We start from the raw sequence: 16,767 nt of genomic DNA, 5'->3' as shown, positions 1-16,767 counted from the left end.
AAGCCTTATGAAGTGTCCGAATTGCGGGAACGAACTGGAGCCCGGAAAAATATACTGTGATCACTGTGGTCATGAAATACAGATTGTTCCGGATTACGATCCCCTGGATGAGCTTCTGATAGGCCGCGAGGAGCCGGAAGAACCTGGGATCGGAACGACGCCGAATCCGGAAACGCCCGTGGAGAATGGAGAGAAGAAGCCGTTTCGGGAAAAGAAGAAACCGATGGTCCTGCGTTTTCGTTATAAGTGTCTTCTTTTTCTGGCTGCGGTCCTTGTATGTGGCTGCGTATCCTGGTTCTCCTATTCCGCGATAACCAGCGATCATAATTATTCCTACCAGCTTCGGAAGGGAAGACGGTATGCGGAAAAAGAGGAGTACGAACAGGCTATCCCGTATCTGCTCCGGGCACAGAAGCTGCAGGGTGGGAAAAAGTCCGACGATACAGAAGTATTCCGCCTGCTGGCGGACGCTTATGCGAAAGTCGGAGACAGAGATGCTGCTGTAACTTATATGGAACAGGCCATCGAGGCAGAAACGAAGGCCCGGGGTGATGGCAGAGGATTGAAGGAGCTGTATCTGGATATGATGAATCTGCTGAATGAGACGGGACAGACGGAGATGGTCAGCATTGTCATAGAGGACTGCCCCTATGAGGATATCCGGGAGACTCTTGCCGCCTATCGCATTGAGAAGCCGGTCTGCGATACACCGGAGGGCATCTATAATTATTATTTGAGACTGAACCTGACGGCAGAGTATGGCTCCATCTATTATACACTGGACGGGACCGAACCGACAAAGGAGAGTACCCGTTACGAGGAGCCGGTGGAGCTGACTGAGGAGGGGGACGTGCACCTCTGTGCTGTAGCTATCAATAAAAAGGGTATGGTCAGCGAACCGCTGGTACTGGCCTATAAACTGGATTTTCCGGCTGCGAATACCGACACAGCCGGCGAAGAATAAAGAGGAGGAAGTAATTATGGTAAAGCATCTGGTTATGTGGAACTTCAAAGAGGATTTCCCGGAGGAGAAAAAGGAAGCGCTTGCAAAAGAGGCGGACGCCCGTCTGAAGGCCCTGGTAGGTCAGATTAAGGGCCTGACCTTCGCGGAAATGAAGCTGAACAGGCTTCCGGGAAGCAACCGGGAGCTGCTGCTGGTGTCTGACGTGGAGACCGCGGAGGATTTGGCGGCCTATCAGGTACACCCGCTTCATGTGGCGGTAGCGACTGAGATCATTAAGCCTGCCACCTGCGATCGCGCCTGCTTCGATTATGAGGTGTAAAAAATTAAGATTGTTGGAATTATGGATTTTATGGGATTATTTGCGCAGAAAATCAATCTAACGGTTGAAATCTGCGGGGAATTGCATTATTATATTAAAGATGAGTTAAATTTGGCCGTGGGATATGTTCCGACGGCCCTTAAGCGGGTATTCAAGGATCCGCAAGACTATACTCCAGGAGGGAACGTATGTTCAAGATTGTAAAAGCAGAGCAGCTCTCTGCAAATGTTTACAAGAAAGTTGTCCTCGCTCCGAGAGTGGCAGCATCTTGTCAGCCGGGACAGTTTATTATCGTAAGACTGGATGAGACAGGGGAGCGTATTCCGCTGACTATCTGTGATTATGACAGAGAAGCAGGAACCGTTACGATCGTATTCCAGCCCATCGGTGTATCTACCAGCAAGATGGTAGATCTGAAAGAGGGAGATTATTTCCTTGACTTCGTGGGACCGCTGGGACGTCCGTCCGAGCTGGTAACAGACGATTTCGAAGAGGTAAAGAAGAAGAAGGTTATCTTCATCGCCGGCGGCGTAGGAACCGCTCCGGTATATCCCCAGGCAAAATGGCTTCATGATCATGGCGTAGAGTGCGATATCATCATCGGCGCCCGTTCCAAGGACATCCTGATCATGGAAGAGGAAATGAGCAAGGTTGGTAATCTGTATCTGTGTACCGATGACGGAAGCTACGGCTTCAAGGGCGTAGGTACTGCTATGCTGGAGAAGCTGGTAAGCGAGGGTCATCACTACGATCTGTGCGTAGCCATCGGACCGATGATCATGATGAAGTTCGCCTGCCTGACCACCAAGAAGCTTGGAATTCCGACCATTGTCAGCATGAACCCGATCATGGTAGACGGAACCGGTATGTGCGGAGCCTGTCGTGTGGTTGTAGGCGATGAGGTTAAGTTTGCATGTGTAGACGGACCGGAGTTTGACGGCCACAAGATCGATTTCGATCAGGCTATGAAGCGTGCAGCTATGTACAAGACAGAAGAAGGCCGCCGCATGCTTGCATACAAGGAAGGAAAAACACATCACGGCGGATGTGGAAATTGCGGAGGTGACAAGTAATGGCTGACGTATTAAAGAAGGTTCCGGTAAGAGAGCAGGATCCGAAGGTTCGTGCTACGAATTTCGATGAGGTCTGCCTTGGCTACAATAAGGACGAGGCAGTAGAAGAGGCACAGAGATGTCTCGGATGTAAGAAAGCAAAATGTATGGAAGGCTGCCCGGTACAGATTCATATTCCGGATTTCATCGGCGCAGTAAAGGAAGGCGATTTTGCAAAGGCATACAGCGTTATCAGCGAGTCTTCCGCGCTTCCGGCTATCTGCGGACGTGTATGTCCCCAGGAGAGCCAGTGTGAGGGTCGTTGTATCCGCGGTATCAAGGGCGAAGCTGTTTCCATCGGCAAGCTGGAGCGTTTTGTAGCTGACTGGGCAAGAGAGCAGGGCATTAAGCCGGCAGCTCCCGCAGAGAAGAATGGCAAGAAGGTTGCTGTGATCGGTTCCGGCCCTGCAGGCCTGACCTGTGCAGGAGACCTGGCTAAGCTTGGTTATGATGTAACCATTTTCGAGGCACTGCATAAAGCAGGCGGCGTTCTGGTATACGGTATTCCGGAGTTCCGTCTTCCGAAGGACGGCGTAGTCCTTCCGGAGGTAGAAAATGTAAAATCTCTCGGCGTGAAGATCGAGACTGACGTTATCATCGGAAAGTCTGTAACCATCGACGAGCTGATGGAGAATGAAGGCTTTGACGCTGTATTTATCGGATCCGGTGCAGGACTTCCGAAGTTTATGGGTATCCCGGGCGAGACAGCCTGCGGCGTATTCTCCGCAAACGAGTTCCTGACCAGAAATAACCTGATGAAGGCTTTTGATGAGAAGTATGATACCCCGATCTTCCACGGCAAGAAGGTTGCTGTAGTCGGCGGCGGTAACGTGGCCATGGACGCTGCCCGTACGGCACTGCGTCTGGGCGCTGAGGTACATATCATCTACCGTCGTTCCGAGGAAGAGCTCCCGGCACGTAAGGAAGAAGTACATCACGCAAAAGAAGAGGGCATCATCTTTGATCTGCTGACCAACCCGGTAGAGATTCTCGAGGATGAGAATGACTGGGTAAAGGGTATCCGCTGCGTTCGCATGGAGCTTGGCGAGCCGGATGCTTCCGGAAGAAGACGCCCGGTAGAGGTAGAGGGATCTGAATTCGATATCGACGTTGATACCGTTATCATGTCTCTGGGAACCTCCCCGAACCCGCTGATTTCCTCTACGACCAAGGGTCTGGAAATCAATAAGAGAAAATGTATCGTTGCTGCAGAGGATACAGGAGCTACCTCCAAGGCCGGCGTATTCGCAGGCGGAGACGCTGTAACAGGCGCTGCTACCGTTATCCTGGCAATGGGCGCAGGCAAAGAGGCTGCAAAGGGTATCCACGAATACCTGAGCCAGAAATAAATCGCACATCATGTGAGTCCAAAGTCGTATCACAGAAAATCTCTGTGGTACGACTTTTTTTTCGGGAAGCTTCTTGCCAACCCCGGGTAGCTCTGGTAAGATAAAAAAGATTTTATGAAAGAATATTTTACAGAAAAGAGAGGAATTCCCTATGAAACTTACAATTCTGGGAACCGGCAGTGCGCTGGTGACGGAATGTTATAATACCTGTTATGTTTTAACCAGTGAAGAAGGTCATTTTCTGGTGGACGGAGGAGGCGGCAGTGAAATCCTGGCAAGACTGAAGCGGGCAGGGATTGACGTCAACGACATTCACCATATTTTTGTAACCCACAAGCATATCGATCATGTGATGGGAATTATCTGGATGCTGCGTGTGATCTGCCAGAATATGAACGCCGGAAAGTATCAGGGAGAGGCTTATATCTACGCCCATCAGGAACTGACGGAAATGCTTCGGACCCTGGCGGAGATGCTGCTGAACAAAAAAGAGACGAAGCTCATCGGCGACCGGGTACATCTGGTTCCCGTGTCCGACGGTGAGCAGAAGAAGATTCTGGGGCACACCTACACCTTCTTTGATATCGGCTCCACCAAGGCAAAGCAGTACGGTTACATGTGTGATCTGGGGGATGGTCGAAAACTGACCTGCTGCGGTGACGAGCCCTACAATGAGAAAGAGGAGCAGTATGCCGCCGAAAGCGACTGGCTTCTCCACGAGGCCTTCTGTCTGGACGGGCAGGCTGACATCTTCCGGCCCTATGAAAAGCATCATTCTACAGTAAAGGACGCCTGCGAGCTGGCAGAGCGCCTGCATGTGAAAAATCTGGTGTTGTACCATACGGAGGATAAGAATATCGCCCGTCGCCAGGAGCTGTACCGGGCGGAGGGAGAAACATATTTTACCGGAAACCTTCTGATTCCGGAGGATGTGGATGTGATTGAATTATGAAAATAACCTGTGTCGTAGTGGGCAAAATAAAAGAGAAATATTTTACGGACGCCATCAAGGAATATTCCAAGCGCCTGAGCCGCTACTGCAAGCTGGAAATTGTGGAACTGGCGGATGAAAAAACGCCGGACGGCGCCAGCGAGGCAGAGGAGCAGGCCATCCGGGAAAAGGAAGGGGAGCGGATTCTGAAGACTCTGAAGGACGACGCCTATGTGATCGCCCTGGCTATTGAGGGAAAGATGCTGGATTCTGTGGAGCTGTCCAAAAAGATTGAGAGCCTGGGTATTAGCGGTACCAGCCACATTGCTTTTGTGATTGGCGGTTCCTTAGGTCTGGCCCCGGCGGTCATGAAGCGGGCGGATTACGCTTTAAGCTTTTCCCGTATGACCTTTCCCCATCAGCTGATGCGGGTGGTACTGCTGGAGCAGCTGTACCGGAGCTATCGGATTATGAAAAACGAACCCTATCATAAATAGGGGGCAGAAAAGCAGCCAACAGATGAAAGAATAGAAAATCTGTTGGCTGCTTGTGTTTCGGAAAACGATGAATTTACAGCGTCTTATCATGCCGGTGATTCTGCTCGTAATCCTTCAGACTTTCGATCACCTTTGGAGACAGGGGAATCAGTGCTATCATATTGAAGATGGTCATCAGGCCGATACCGATGTCGCCCAGATCCCAGACGAAGGTGTAGGCCGCCAGTCCACCGATAAAGAGCATCACCAGGGCCAGTACCTTGTAAAGAGTCTGGGAGATCCAGTTATCGCCGAAGAGGTAGGCCACATTGGAACGGGCGTAAAACAGGATCCCGATAAAGGTGGAGAAGCTGAATAACCATAGAATGACAGCGATAAAGATCACGCCGATTTCACCGATGTGGTAGCGCATGGCGGTCTGTAACAGATCCATGCCCTGGAGCCCGTCGGTCAGAGAGACAGGCGTCAGAAGCATAATCAGAGCTGAACAGCTGCAGATGAGCAGGGTGTCTATGAAGACGCCCAGGGCCTGCAGAAGTCCCTCCTTAGCCGGATGGCTGATGTCAGCTGCGGCTGCTGCGCAGGGGGCGGAACCGCTTCCTGCTTCGTTGGAGAAGAGGCCGCGCTTGATACCGTTCATAACGACTGCGCCCATGCCTCCGGCAACAGCCTGACGGACGCCAAAGGCTTCTGCAAAAATGCGGGCGAAGACGGCGGGAACCTGTCCGATATTTTTGAAAATGATGAAAAGTGTCAGGACAAAATACAGGCCCGCCATAATCGGAACCACCACATCCAGCACCTTCACAGTCGCGTTTTTCCGAAGTACGATGAAAGCAGCCACCAGAACCAGTACAATAGTGGTGTACAGCGGCGGGATGTGGAAGGCGTTCTGAAAGGCTGAGGATACGGAATTTCCGATAACCTGGCTGATGCCGCACCAGCACAGGAGACCGGAGAGGGCGAAGAGCACCGCAATGACGGAACGCTTCTTTTTGCTTCCGGGCTTCACGAACAGGGCGTGAATATAATAGGCCGGGCCGCCCCGGAAGCCGCCGTAGAGGGGATCCCGCTGCTTGTAGATCTGGGCCAGCGTGGCCTCCGCGAAAGCGGTGGAGGAGCCCAGAAGAGCCATCACCCACATCCAGAAGACTGCACCCGGTCCTCCGGCAGAGATGGCCGCCACCACGCCGATGAGATTTCCCATGCCCACCCGGGTGGCCGTGGAGACGATCAGGGCCTGAAGCCCCGAGATCCCGTCTTTGTGCTCCGGACTGCGCTTTTCGATGGAGACCCGGAGCATTTCCGGAAATAGTCGGAAGGGAAGTCCCCGGGTTCGGATCGTAAAATAAATTCCCGCCGGGGCCAGAAGCAGCACCAGCAGCGAAAGCCCCAGAGAGCTTCCTCCAGGCAGGGGAAGGGTCACCAGATCGCCCCAGAGGAAATTGTATACAAGGTGAATCAGATTCATAAAGTAAGTCATAAGCCGTCTCCCTTTTTTCTTTATTCTTTTAGTATACCTTAGATTCCCGGGTTTGTATATTGAAACCGGGAAAAATTTCTGGTAAAATAGCAAAGAAATTAAACAAACATAATAAATACAAAAATTTATAATATATGGAAAATGGGAGGTTCCCAGTGATTAATATAGAAGAAGAGAACGACGAAGCATGGGAGCGCGGGCGTGCCAGACGGCGGGCTGAGCGGCGCAGAAGAAGACGGCGGCAGGCCAGAATCAGGCGGGCGATGGTCCTTGCATGTATGGGACTGGTCCTGATTTTGGTGGTAGTACTTGGCGTCACGACCGTCCGGCGAATTAGCAATAAATCCGAGAAGGGAACCGTGGAGAGCATCTATCTGACACAGAAGACAAAGCTGAAGGCCGCAGTACCGGCGGACACAGGTGCTGCGGGAGATACAGGTACAGAGACCAGTTTCCCCTATGTGTCAACTGGCGATTATGCCATCAGCGGTCTGGACACGGCTCCTTATCTGGGCAGTGACGAGGTCACCAGTACCCGGGCCCTTTTGGTGGATGCGGACAACCGTACGGTTCTGTATCAGCGGGGCGCAGGCGACCGGATCAGCCCGGCGTCCATGACCAAGGTGCTGACCCTTCTGGTGGCGGTGGAGCACGTGTCGAATCTTAGTGACACCTTTACCATCACCCGGGAGATCACCGACTACAGCTATTCCCACGATTGCAGCGCCGTGGGTTTCGATGAAAATGAGACCGTGACCGTAAAAGATCTCTTATATGGAACCATCCTGCCCTCCGGAGGCGACGCGGCGGCAGGCCTGGCCTGTTACGTTTCCGGTTCCCTGGACGGTTTTGTGGAGCTGATGAATCAGAAGCTTCAGGAGCTGGGACTCTCCGGCAGTGCTCATTTCACCAACTGTGTGGGACTCTACGACGACAATCATTACTGTACGCTGTATGATCTGGCGGTGATTATGGAAGCAGCTATGGATAACGAGCTTTGCCGGGAGATTCTGAACACCCGGACTTATGTGACCTCTTCTACCGAGCAGCACCCGGACGGCATCACCATTTCCAACTGGTTCCTGCGGCGGATCGAAGACAAGGACACCCATGGGGAAATTATCGGCGCGAAGACCGGCTACGTGGTACAGTCCGGCAACTGCGCGGTGAGCTCTAGTAAGTCGGACAGCGGACGCCAGTATATCTGCGTGACAGCGGACGCCCACAGCGCCTGGAGGTGCATCTACGACCATGTAGCGGTCTATGCAAACTACACAGAGTAGCCGAAGATGTGTAAGAAAACATTGACTATCCGAACGCAAAAAATTATAATAGGAACAGAAATGGGAGCGCAGGAATTTACAGATGTGCTCTCATTTCCTTGAGCAACAGGAAAGGACGCGGCTTACATAGTATGCAGAAGGAACTGGACTATTTTACGATTGAACATTCTTATGGAGGAAATCAGGACTGGTTTTGGGATCCCATGATGAAGATCGGAGGCTGCGCGGCGGTGACCGCCTGCGACAGCAGCATTTACTTCGACTGTTATAAGGGAACCTCCGGGCTCTATCCCTATGAAAAGACAGCACTGACGAAAAAGGATTACGTAAAGTTCGGTATGAAGATGAAGCCTTATCTGAAACCACGCCATACAGGCATTGACTCGCTGGAGATTTATATGGACGGTTTTGGAAAATATCTGGCAGATAATGGCTGCGACACCGTTCATATGGAGCCGCTCCCCGGTACGGAGGATGTGGAAAAGGCGAAGGCTGCAGTCATAGCTTCCGTTGACAGAGGCTTCCCGGTACCCTGCCTGATTCTGAAGCATGAGAACCCTCTGTTTGCCGATTATGTATGGCACTGGTTTCTGCTGACCGGCTACGACACGGCGGGAGATATCGCTATGGTCAAAGCGGTGACCTACGGCGGAAGCAAGTGGCTGGATATGGATGATCTGTGGAACACAGGCCATGAGAAGAAGGGCGGCCTGATTCTATATAAGGAAAAGAAAGAGGAGTAGAAAAATGAGTATCAGAGTAGGAATTATGGGATACGGCAATCTGGGAAGAGGCGTAGAGTGCGCGGTGGCCCAGAATCCGGATATGGAGCTGAAGGCGGTATTTACCAGAAGAAATCCGGAGGATCTACACATCTGGTCTGAGACAGCAGAGGTTGTAAGTGCCTCCAAGCTGGCGGACTGGAAGGACGAACTGGACGTCCTGATTCTCTGCGGCGGAAGTGCCACCGACCTGCCGAAGCAGACGCCGGAGTACGCAAAATATTTCAATGTCATCGACAGCTTCGACACCCACGCACAGATTCCGAAGCATTTCGCGGATGTGGACGCAGAGGCGAAGAAGAGCGGCAGGGTAGCCATTATTTCCGTAGGCTGGGATCCGGGCCTGTTTTCCCTGAACCGTATGTATGCAGGCGCAATTCTGCCGGAGGGCAAGGATTACACCTTCTGGGGCAAGGGCGTAAGCCAGGGCCATTCTGACGCGATCCGTCGGATCAAGGGCGTCAAGGACGCAAGACAGTACACCATCCCTGTGGAGAGCGCTCTGGAGGCTGTGCGGGCCGGAAAGAATCCGGAGCTGACTACCCGGGAAAAGCATACAAGAGAATGCTTTGTCGTTCTGGAGGAGGGCGCTGATCCCGCAAAAATAGAAGAAGAGATCACGACCATGCCCAATTATTTCGCAGACTATGATACCACCGTTCATTTCATTACCGAAGAGGAGATGCAGCAGTATCACAGCCGTCTGCCTCATGGCGGATTCGTGCTTCGAAGCGGCGTGACCGGACGGGAAAAGGAGAATCATCACCTGATCGAATATACCCTGAAGCTGGATTCCAACCCGGAGTTTACTTCCAGCGTGCTGGTGGCTTACGCGAGAGCGGCTTACCGCATGAGCCAGGAGGGCCTGAGCGGCTGCAAGACCGTATTTGACGTGGCTCCGGCTTACTTAAGCGCCAAGAGTGGAGAAGAACTGCGGGCAACCCTGCTGTAAGAACAGAATGGATATGCTGCGTGGAAAAATCGAAGCTAAATTAAGCGCCTACCCGGTCTGTGAATATGCCTTTGTAAGTCCGAAGGAGATTCCTTTCCGGGAGGAGGTGCGTTATATCTGCCAGACTGAATGTCCCCGCTACGGCACATCCTGGTCCTGTCCGCCTGCGGTGGGGACAGTGGAGGAGTGCCGGAAACGGTGCCTCGGATACGAGGACGTATTGATGTTTACCACCATTGCCGAGGGCGTGGATACGGAGGATATGTCCGCTATGTTGGCCACACGCCGGGAGCATGAGGAGATTACTAGGCAGATCCGGGATGAGATGCAGGATTTCTGCGGGAACATGCAAGTGCTTTCCACGGAGTCCTGTGCCATCTGTGAGAAATGCGCCTACCCGGACGCACCCTGTCGTCATCCGGATCGGATGTTCCCCTGCATTGAGAGCTACGGCATCCTGGTGACGGAGCTGGCGGAGAAAAATGGCATCACCTTTATGGGCGGAAGCGGACTGGTGACCTGGTTCAGTCTCATTTTATACAACAGGAAATTCTGATAGAATTCCCTGTTGTACAACCCTCCGGGGGATCGCACTGCGGCAGAGTGGAATTATGTCGCTAAAGCGACCTGCCGCAGGCGGAGAATCCTGCAACGCAGGATTCTATATAAACGGGCATAGGCGGAAAGAAAACTGCATATAGTGAGGTAAGGAAAACAAAGGTCCGGAATTCATGAGCGTAAAGGAGCGGCTGACAGATGCTCTGAATCTGCCAAAGGATCTGACGCTGGGTGCAGTGATTCTGACCATTACCGGAAAGCATGAGGCTTATGTGGAGAACTACATGAGCCTCATTGAGTATACGGATGAGCTCATCCGGATCCAGACCCGCACCTGCAAGCTGGAGATTCACGGGACGGGGCTTGATATTGCCTATTATACCAATGAGGAAATGAAAATCACCGGAGAGCTTCTGGAGGTGAAATATTGCTGATTTGGTTGTTCCGTTATCTGAAGGGTTACGTGCGGATTCGCATCCGGGGCTACTCGCCGGAACGCTTCCTGAATCTCTGTAAAGCCCGGGGAATTGTCCTGTGGGACTTACAGAATATGGAAAATGAATATGAAATGAATCTCAGTATCCGGGATTTTCGAAAAATCCGGCCCCTGTGCAGAAAGGCCCGGGCGCATCTTGTCATTACCGAGCGCCATGGGCTTCCTTTTTTTCTGTACCGGAATCGGCGACGGAAGATGTTCCCCGTCGGGATGCTGGCCTGCTGTCTGCTGCTCTACGTGCTGTCCCTGTTTATCTGGGACATCCGCATCGAGGGCAACCGGGCCCGGAGTACGGATGTTTTGCTGGATTATCTGGCGGAGGAACAGGTGGTCCATGGCATGCAAAAGAGCGCGGTGGACTGTAAGGAAATCCAGTCGCTGCTGCGGATTCATTTCCCGGATCTGACCTGGGTGTCGGCCCGGATCAGAGGAACCCAGCTCATCATCCGCGTCCGGGAAAATCAGGATCTGGAAGCGGAGGTTCAGAAAAATCCGGTGGAGACGAAGGAAGAAGCTGCAGATCTCTGCGCAGAACGTCCGGGCGTTATCACCAGTATTCTGGTGCGAAGCGGCACAGCCCGAGTACAGCCAGGGGACGAGGTGGAAGCCGGAACCGTGCTCATCGACGGCGCGGTGGAAATCCGGGACGACAACGGCGAGGTGACCGGTTATCAGGAAGTGCGGGCTGACGGCGATGTCTGGGCCAGAACTGTATACCGCTATGAAAATCAGTTTTCCATGTCCCATGAGGCCAGGCATTTTACCGGAAAGAAGCGTTACGGGATCTATCTGAAGGCCGGGAACGGGCTCGTTGCCCTTACGGATCCCAGAACCTTTCCCCTGTATACCACTGTGGAAAAAGAGTATCCGCTGCATTTAACCGGAAATTTTTACCTGCCCCTGTCCTTCGGGACCCTGGAGCGGGCCGAATATGAGCTTTACACGGAAAAGTATACGAAAAAAGGGGCAAAAGCCCTGGCGGAAACGGATCTTAATGAATTTTTAAATAATTTACTGCAAAAAGGGGTTCAAATTGTCAGAAATGATGTTAAAATAGATATTGGCAGGAATTTTTGCGTCTCGAAGGGCAAGATCGAAGTCCTGGAAGAGATTGCGGTTCCGAAGATCAGACAGAAGGAGCAGTCAGTACTTGAGTAATATCGTGGAAAAGATGCTGGACGTACCGGCCGAGCATCAGAGCAATGTGTTCGGACAGTTCGACAGCCATATCAAAAAAATAGAGCAGGCCCTGAAGGTATCGGTCATTGCCCGGGACGGCGAGGTGAAGATTCTGGGACCGTCTGAGTACACCAGGCAGGCAGCCCGGGTTATCGAGCAGCTTCTGGAGCTCTCGAGACGCGGCAATGTGATTCAGGAACAGAACGTGGACTACGCCCTGGCACTCTCTATGGAGGGACAGGAGCAGGCAGTCGTGGAGATCGACAAAGAGCTTATCTGCCATACCATCGCAGGCAAGCCCATCAAGCCCAAGACCCTGGGTCAGAAGAAATATGTGGATCTGATCCGGAATCATATGATCGTATTTGGCACCGGACCGGCCGGAACCGGCAAGACCTATCTGGCCATGGCCATGGCAATTACTGCCTTTAAAAATAATGAGGTGAGCCGGATTATCCTGACCCGTCCCGCCATCGAGGCCGGTGAGAAGCTGGGCTTTCTGCCGGGCGATCTGCAGAGTAAGGTGGATCCCTACCTGCGGCCTCTTTACGACGCCCTGTATCAGATCATGGGCGCGGAGAGCTTTCTGAAAAATATGGAAAAGGGGTTGATCGAGGTAGCTCCCCTTGCTTATATGCGCGGCCGTACCCTGGACAATGCCTTTATTATCCTGGACGAGGCCCAGAATACGACCCCGGCCCAGATGAAGATGTTTCTGACCCGTATCGGCTTCGGATCCAAGGTCATCGTGACCGGCGACGCCAGCCAGAAGGACCTGCCAAGCGGCACCAAGTCCGGCCTGGAGGTGGCACTGAAGGTGCTCTCCAGGGTGGAGGACATCGGCTTTTGCGAGCTCACCAGCAAGGATGTGGTGCGTCATCCGCTGGTACAGAAGATCGTTCAGGCATACGAGACTTATGAGAAAGCCCAGGAGCGCAGAAGCTCCAGAAAGGACAGCCATGACTATCAACGTAGAAGATGAAAGCAATAAGACCCTGCCGGACGTGGACACGGAAGGCATCGCCAGGAAGGTCATCGAGGCGGCGCTGGATTATGAGAAATGTCCCTACGAGGCGGAGGTCAATCTGCTTCTGACCGATGACGCGGGCATTCACGAGATGAACCGGGAGCACCGGGGGATTGACCGTCCCACAGACGTCCTGTCTTTCCCGATGCTGGAGTATGAGACCCCGGCGGATTTCTCTTTTGTGGAGGAGGATGAGGAGGACTGCTTTAACCCAGAGAGTGGCGAACTGGTGCTGGGCGACATCGTCATTTCCGTGGACAAGGTCATGGAGCAGGCCGAGAAATACGGTCACAGCCGGACGCGGGAGTACGCGTTCCTGATCGCCCACAGTATGCTGCACCTTTTCGGCTACGATCACATGGTACCGGAGGAGGCAAAGGTGATGGAGGCGAAGCAGGCTGCCATTCTGGAAAGCCTGAATATTTTACGTTAGGGAGGATTTCCGGATGAAGCAGGGGTACCTGAAGAAACTGGGCATGCTGTGTCTGGCCGCAGGCCTTATGATAACGGCGGGCTGCGGAAAGGCAGAGACACAGGAGGCCAAAGAAGATACATTCAACACCGAGGCGGAGGTCATCGCCTGGGAGAAAGAGGAGCAGACGGATAACGAAGACGATACTGCAGGAGAGAAAGAAAAACCGGCTCCCCGCGAGGTGGTAGACGGCAAGATTCGAAGCTATTTCAGCGGTGAATGGATCGACGAGGAGCTTGGGAAAACCAGGCCGCTGGCCATCATGTTAAATAATACCTCGGCGGCGCTTCCCATGTCCGGCGTATCGAACGCGTCGGTCATCTACGAGTGCCCGGTGGAGGGGCGTATCACCCGCTGGATGGGCGTTTTTGAGGACTGGAAGAATCTGGGAAGAATCGGCTCCGTGCGAAGCTGCCGTCTCTATTATCTTCATTTTGCCCAGGAGTTCCATCCGGTGTACGCCCATTTCGGACAGGCCCAGTACGCGCTTTCAGATCTGAACAGCGGTAAATTCGACGTGCTGTCAGGCGGAACCAAGGGCATCAAGCATCCGGCCACGGCCATGTACGACCGCATCAGCCGTCCGGGTAAGGCTACGGAGCATACGCTCTACGCATTTCCCAAGGGCATTTTGAAGGATATCGAGAAAAAAGGGTATGATATGACCATGCCAGAGGATTACCCGGGCAAATTCAAGTTTGCGGATACGGGCGAGATCGCGGAGTATCAGGGCTATCCGGACGCTACGGTTCTGAAACCTGGCGGAGACGGCGGCAAAAACGGCTTTGGCGGCGTCAGGGCAACCTTCAAGTACAATGCCTCTGATCGGAAGTACTATCGCTGGACCTACGGCAATCCCCACACGGACGAACTGAACGGACAGCAGGTGGCGGTAACTAACGTCATTTTCCAATACTGTGACGGCAATGTGCTGGACGCCAAGGACTATCTGCATTTCGCAACTCAGTCCAACGGCAATGAATGTAAAGTGTTCACCAATGGCAAGGAGATCGACGGCTACTGGAAGAATCCGGGAGAACTTGGCACTCCGGCCCGTTATTACGATGAAAACGAGCAGGAAATAGTATTGAATAACGGAAAGACCTTTATCTGTATCATCTGGAATGATTATAAGGATGACGTGGTCGTTCAGTAAGGAAAAGCGGAATCATGGGAAAGAAAAACAGCTCAAAATCCAACTATATTATGCAGGGCAGCATTCTGGCTATCGCGTCCATCGTGAGCCGGATCATCGGACTTCTCTACCGGCTGCCGGTCACCAATATCATCACGGACCATGGAAATGATTATTATTCCGCAGCCTACGAGATCTACAATGTAATCTTATTGATATCCTCTTACAGCCTGCCCCTGGCGGTATCCAAGGTGGTATCGGCCAGGGTGGCGCTGGGCGAATACCGCAATTCCTGGCGGGCCTTTAAGGGAGCCCTCTACATGGCCCTGGTGGTGGGCGCGGCCGGTTCGGCTCTGACCTTCTTCGGCGCAGGATTCTTTACGGGAACCCTTCTCAATACGCCGGAAAGTGAGCTATGCCTGAAGGTGCTGGCTTTGGCGGTCTTTGTCATGGCGGTGATGGGCGTACTCCGGGGCTTTTTCCAGGGCATGGGAACCATGATGCCTACGGCTATTTCCCAGATCATTGAGCAGATCGTCAACGCCATCGTGAGTATCGCGGCGGCCAGTTATCTGTTCTCTTACGGCGTGAAGCTGGATGCAGCGGCAGGCATCACGAACGGCAAGAGCGGAGCCATCTACGGCGCGGCCGGAAGTACCCTGGGTACCAGCCTGGGCGCGGCGGCCGGCCTTCTGTTCCTGATTATGGTTATGCTCATGTACAACCGGGTGCTCCAGAAAAGTATGCGCCGGGATCATGTGAGTCGGCAGGAGAGCTACGCAAGCACCCTGCGGGTTCTGATAATGACCATCGTACCCGTTATCTTAAGCACGGCAGTCTATAATATCAGCGGCATCGTGGATCAGGGCGTGTTCAAATATCTGATGCTGGATGTGCAGAAAGCGGATAAGAGCACGGTGGAGATCTACTGGGGCATCTACGTGGGCAAATATAAGCTTCTGACCAATGTGCCCATTGCCGTAGCGTCAGCCCTGTCCGCGTCTACAATCCCGGCGCTCACCAGAGCACGGATTTCCGGCGACTGGGACGAGATGCGCAGGAAAACAGAGGGTGCTATCCGTATGGTTATGATGATCTGTATCCCCAGTGCCTTCGGCCTGACGGCTCTGGGTGAGCCGATCCTGGATCTTTTGTCCTGGAACAGCAATGAGATCGCGCCGAAGCTCTTTCTGATTGGTTCGGCTTCCGTCATTTTCTACGGCCTGTCCACCCTGACCAACGGTATCCTCCAGGGCATCGACCAGATGCAGATTCCGGTGCGGAATGCAGTCATTGCCTTGGTGACCCATCTGCTTCTGATGATTGGACTGGTACAGTTTGGCAGGCTCCATATCTATGGTGTGGTCATTGCCTATATGTTCTTCGCTGTTCTCATGTGTATCCTGAACGGCGCGGCCATTCGAAAGCATCTGGATTATCATCAGGAGATCAAACGGACTTTTGTGATTCCGGCTGTATCCTCCCTGATTATGGCGCTGGCCGTCTGGCTTCTGTATCAGCCGCTCCATAAGGTGATCGGTGTGCGGATTTCCACGGTTCTCTGCCTGGGTCTGGCGGTGATCCTTTACGCCTTCTTTATCCTGCTGCTGCACGGCATCACCGAGGACGAACTGCGGGCCTTCCCCAAAGGAAGAACGCTGGTTCGGATCCTGAAGAAAATTCATCTTCTATAAAGTTTCGAAATGAAAACCCTTCTTTTTGGACATACTATTCAAAAAAGGAGGGTTTTTTATGGCAAAACGAATTCTGGCGGCTATGGCAGGGATCGGGATTCTGATGGGCCTGGCCTATTATTCCGGCAGTCTGACCTCGGAGCGGGCCCTGGAACAGGAGCGGGCCAGACTTCTGGCGCAGATTGAGAGCCTGGAGCTTCTGACCAGAGAGCAGGCGGCTGCGGGGCGGGATACGGTGCGGGCGGAGACCACAGACTCTACGGAGAAACAGCCGGAGGGCCGGGAGACGCGGGAACCGGACGAAGAAGCTTTGGATACGGAAACTTCGGATACGGCGCTGTTTTATCTGAAAGAAAGGGACGGGTATCTTGCCATTTACCGGGAAGACGGCACGACCCTGTACGAGACCACAGACATACCATTATCATTGCTTCCGGAAGCCTTACAGCAGGAAATCCGTGCCGGAAAGAGCGTGGAGAGCGAACAGGCGCTCTATGATTTCTTGGAGAATTACTCCAGTTAAACTTGCTATTC

At 53.0% G+C, this 16,767-nt stretch carries 18 protein-coding genes; 17 read left to right on the top strand and 1 reads right to left on the bottom strand.

Annotated features, from left to right (window positions below):
- The first annotated feature begins 7 nt into the window (after positions 1–7).
- From OCV63_RS11585 to rlmH, 6 genes are all read left to right on the top strand, one after another.
- Positions 8–964: a chitobiase/beta-hexosaminidase C-terminal domain-containing protein gene (locus tag OCV63_RS11585; RefSeq protein WP_158364023.1), complete on the top strand. Its 957-nt coding sequence runs from the start codon at positions 8–10 to the stop codon at positions 962–964.
- A 16-nt stretch (positions 965–980) separates the two neighbouring features.
- Positions 981–1,283, top strand: a complete 303-nt coding sequence (locus tag OCV63_RS11580; protein ID WP_158364021.1) for a Dabb family protein — start codon at positions 981–983, stop codon at positions 1,281–1,283.
- Positions 1,284–1,471: 188 nt separating this feature from the next.
- Positions 1,472–2,356 (top strand): sulfide/dihydroorotate dehydrogenase-like FAD/NAD-binding protein, encoded by an 885-nt coding sequence (locus tag OCV63_RS11575; protein ID WP_158364019.1) that lies wholly within the window; start codon positions 1,472–1,474, stop codon positions 2,354–2,356.
- Positions 2,356–3,744 carry an NADPH-dependent glutamate synthase gene (gene gltA / locus OCV63_RS11570; RefSeq protein WP_158364017.1) on the top strand — a complete coding sequence of 463 codons (1,389 nt, stop codon included), beginning with the start codon at positions 2,356–2,358 and terminating at the stop codon, positions 3,742–3,744. The genes OCV63_RS11575 and gltA overlap by 1 nt, the downstream gene beginning before the upstream one ends.
- 151 nt (positions 3,745–3,895) lie before the next feature.
- The gene (locus OCV63_RS11565; RefSeq protein ID WP_158364015.1) at positions 3,896–4,696 is read left to right on the top strand and encodes an MBL fold metallo-hydrolase; all 801 of its coding nucleotides are present in this window, start codon (positions 3,896–3,898) and stop codon (positions 4,694–4,696) included.
- Entirely contained in the window at positions 4,693–5,172 is a 480-nt protein-coding gene (gene rlmH, locus OCV63_RS11560; RefSeq protein ID WP_158364013.1) for a 23S rRNA (pseudouridine(1915)-N(3))-methyltransferase RlmH, read from the top strand. Before OCV63_RS11565 ends, rlmH begins: the two co-directional genes overlap by 4 nt.
- Before the next feature lie 73 nt (positions 5,173–5,245).
- Here the strand turns inward: rlmH and OCV63_RS11555 are convergent, their stop codons facing one another.
- Positions 5,246–6,655 carry an alanine/glycine:cation symporter family protein gene (locus tag OCV63_RS11555; protein WP_262670830.1) on the bottom strand — a complete coding sequence of 470 codons (1,410 nt, stop codon included), beginning with the start codon at positions 6,653–6,655 and terminating at the stop codon, positions 5,246–5,248.
- A gap of 155 nt (positions 6,656–6,810) precedes the next feature.
- Here OCV63_RS11555 and OCV63_RS11550 point away from each other — a divergent pair, with 155 nt between their 5' ends.
- The 11 genes from OCV63_RS11550 (at position 6,811) to OCV63_RS11500 (ending at position 16,756) form a co-directional block, all read left to right on the top strand.
- Positions 6,811–7,938 (top strand): D-alanyl-D-alanine carboxypeptidase family protein, encoded by a 1,128-nt coding sequence (locus tag OCV63_RS11550; protein WP_262670829.1) that lies wholly within the window; start codon positions 6,811–6,813, stop codon positions 7,936–7,938.
- Positions 7,939–8,069: 131 nt separating this feature from the next.
- Positions 8,070–8,681 (top strand): hypothetical protein, encoded by a 612-nt coding sequence (locus tag OCV63_RS11545; protein WP_158364009.1) that lies wholly within the window; start codon positions 8,070–8,072, stop codon positions 8,679–8,681.
- 4 nt (positions 8,682–8,685) lie between these two features.
- Positions 8,686–9,672 carry a diaminopimelate dehydrogenase gene (locus OCV63_RS11540; protein ID WP_158364007.1) on the top strand — a complete coding sequence of 329 codons (987 nt, stop codon included), beginning with the start codon at positions 8,686–8,688 and terminating at the stop codon, positions 9,670–9,672.
- A gap of 13 nt (positions 9,673–9,685) precedes the next feature.
- On the top strand, positions 9,686–10,228 hold the full coding sequence (locus OCV63_RS11535) for a DUF2284 domain-containing protein (RefSeq protein WP_262670828.1): 543 nt from the start codon (positions 9,686–9,688) through the stop codon (positions 10,226–10,228).
- 175 nt (positions 10,229–10,403) lie between these two features.
- On the top strand, positions 10,404–10,664 hold the full coding sequence (locus OCV63_RS11530) for a YabP/YqfC family sporulation protein (protein ID WP_158364003.1): 261 nt from the start codon (positions 10,404–10,406) through the stop codon (positions 10,662–10,664).
- Positions 10,658–11,884, top strand: a complete 1,227-nt coding sequence (yqfD, locus tag OCV63_RS11525) for a sporulation protein YqfD (RefSeq protein WP_262670827.1) — start codon at positions 10,658–10,660, stop codon at positions 11,882–11,884. The genes OCV63_RS11530 and yqfD overlap by 7 nt, the downstream gene beginning before the upstream one ends.
- A 13-nt stretch (positions 11,885–11,897) precedes the next feature.
- A complete protein-coding gene (locus tag OCV63_RS11520) occupies positions 11,898–12,887 on the top strand; it encodes a PhoH family protein (RefSeq protein ID WP_158364097.1) in 990 nt (329 codons plus the stop codon).
- Positions 12,865–13,365, top strand: coding sequence for an rRNA maturation RNase YbeY (gene ybeY, locus OCV63_RS11515; protein ID WP_158363999.1), 501 nt, complete (start codon positions 12,865–12,867; stop codon positions 13,363–13,365). The genes OCV63_RS11520 and ybeY overlap by 23 nt, the downstream gene beginning before the upstream one ends.
- Positions 13,366–13,378: 13 nt before the next feature.
- Entirely contained in the window at positions 13,379–14,560 is a 1,182-nt protein-coding gene (locus OCV63_RS11510; RefSeq protein ID WP_158363997.1) for a DUF3048 domain-containing protein, read from the top strand.
- A gap of 14 nt (positions 14,561–14,574) precedes the next feature.
- Positions 14,575–16,233: a putative polysaccharide biosynthesis protein gene (locus OCV63_RS11505; protein ID WP_158363995.1), complete on the top strand. Its 1,659-nt coding sequence runs from the start codon at positions 14,575–14,577 to the stop codon at positions 16,231–16,233.
- A 58-nt stretch (positions 16,234–16,291) separates the two neighbouring features.
- Entirely contained in the window at positions 16,292–16,756 is a 465-nt protein-coding gene (locus OCV63_RS11500; RefSeq protein WP_158363993.1) for a hypothetical protein, read from the top strand.
- Positions 16,757–16,767 lie beyond the last annotated feature (11 nt).

The organism is Laedolimicola ammoniilytica (genome assembly GCF_025567165.1).
Lineage (GTDB): Bacteria > Bacillota > Clostridia > Lachnospirales > Lachnospiraceae > Laedolimicola > Laedolimicola ammoniilytica.
Note: the sequence above shows the minus strand (reverse complement) of the source record. Positions and strands in the feature narration are given on the sequence as shown.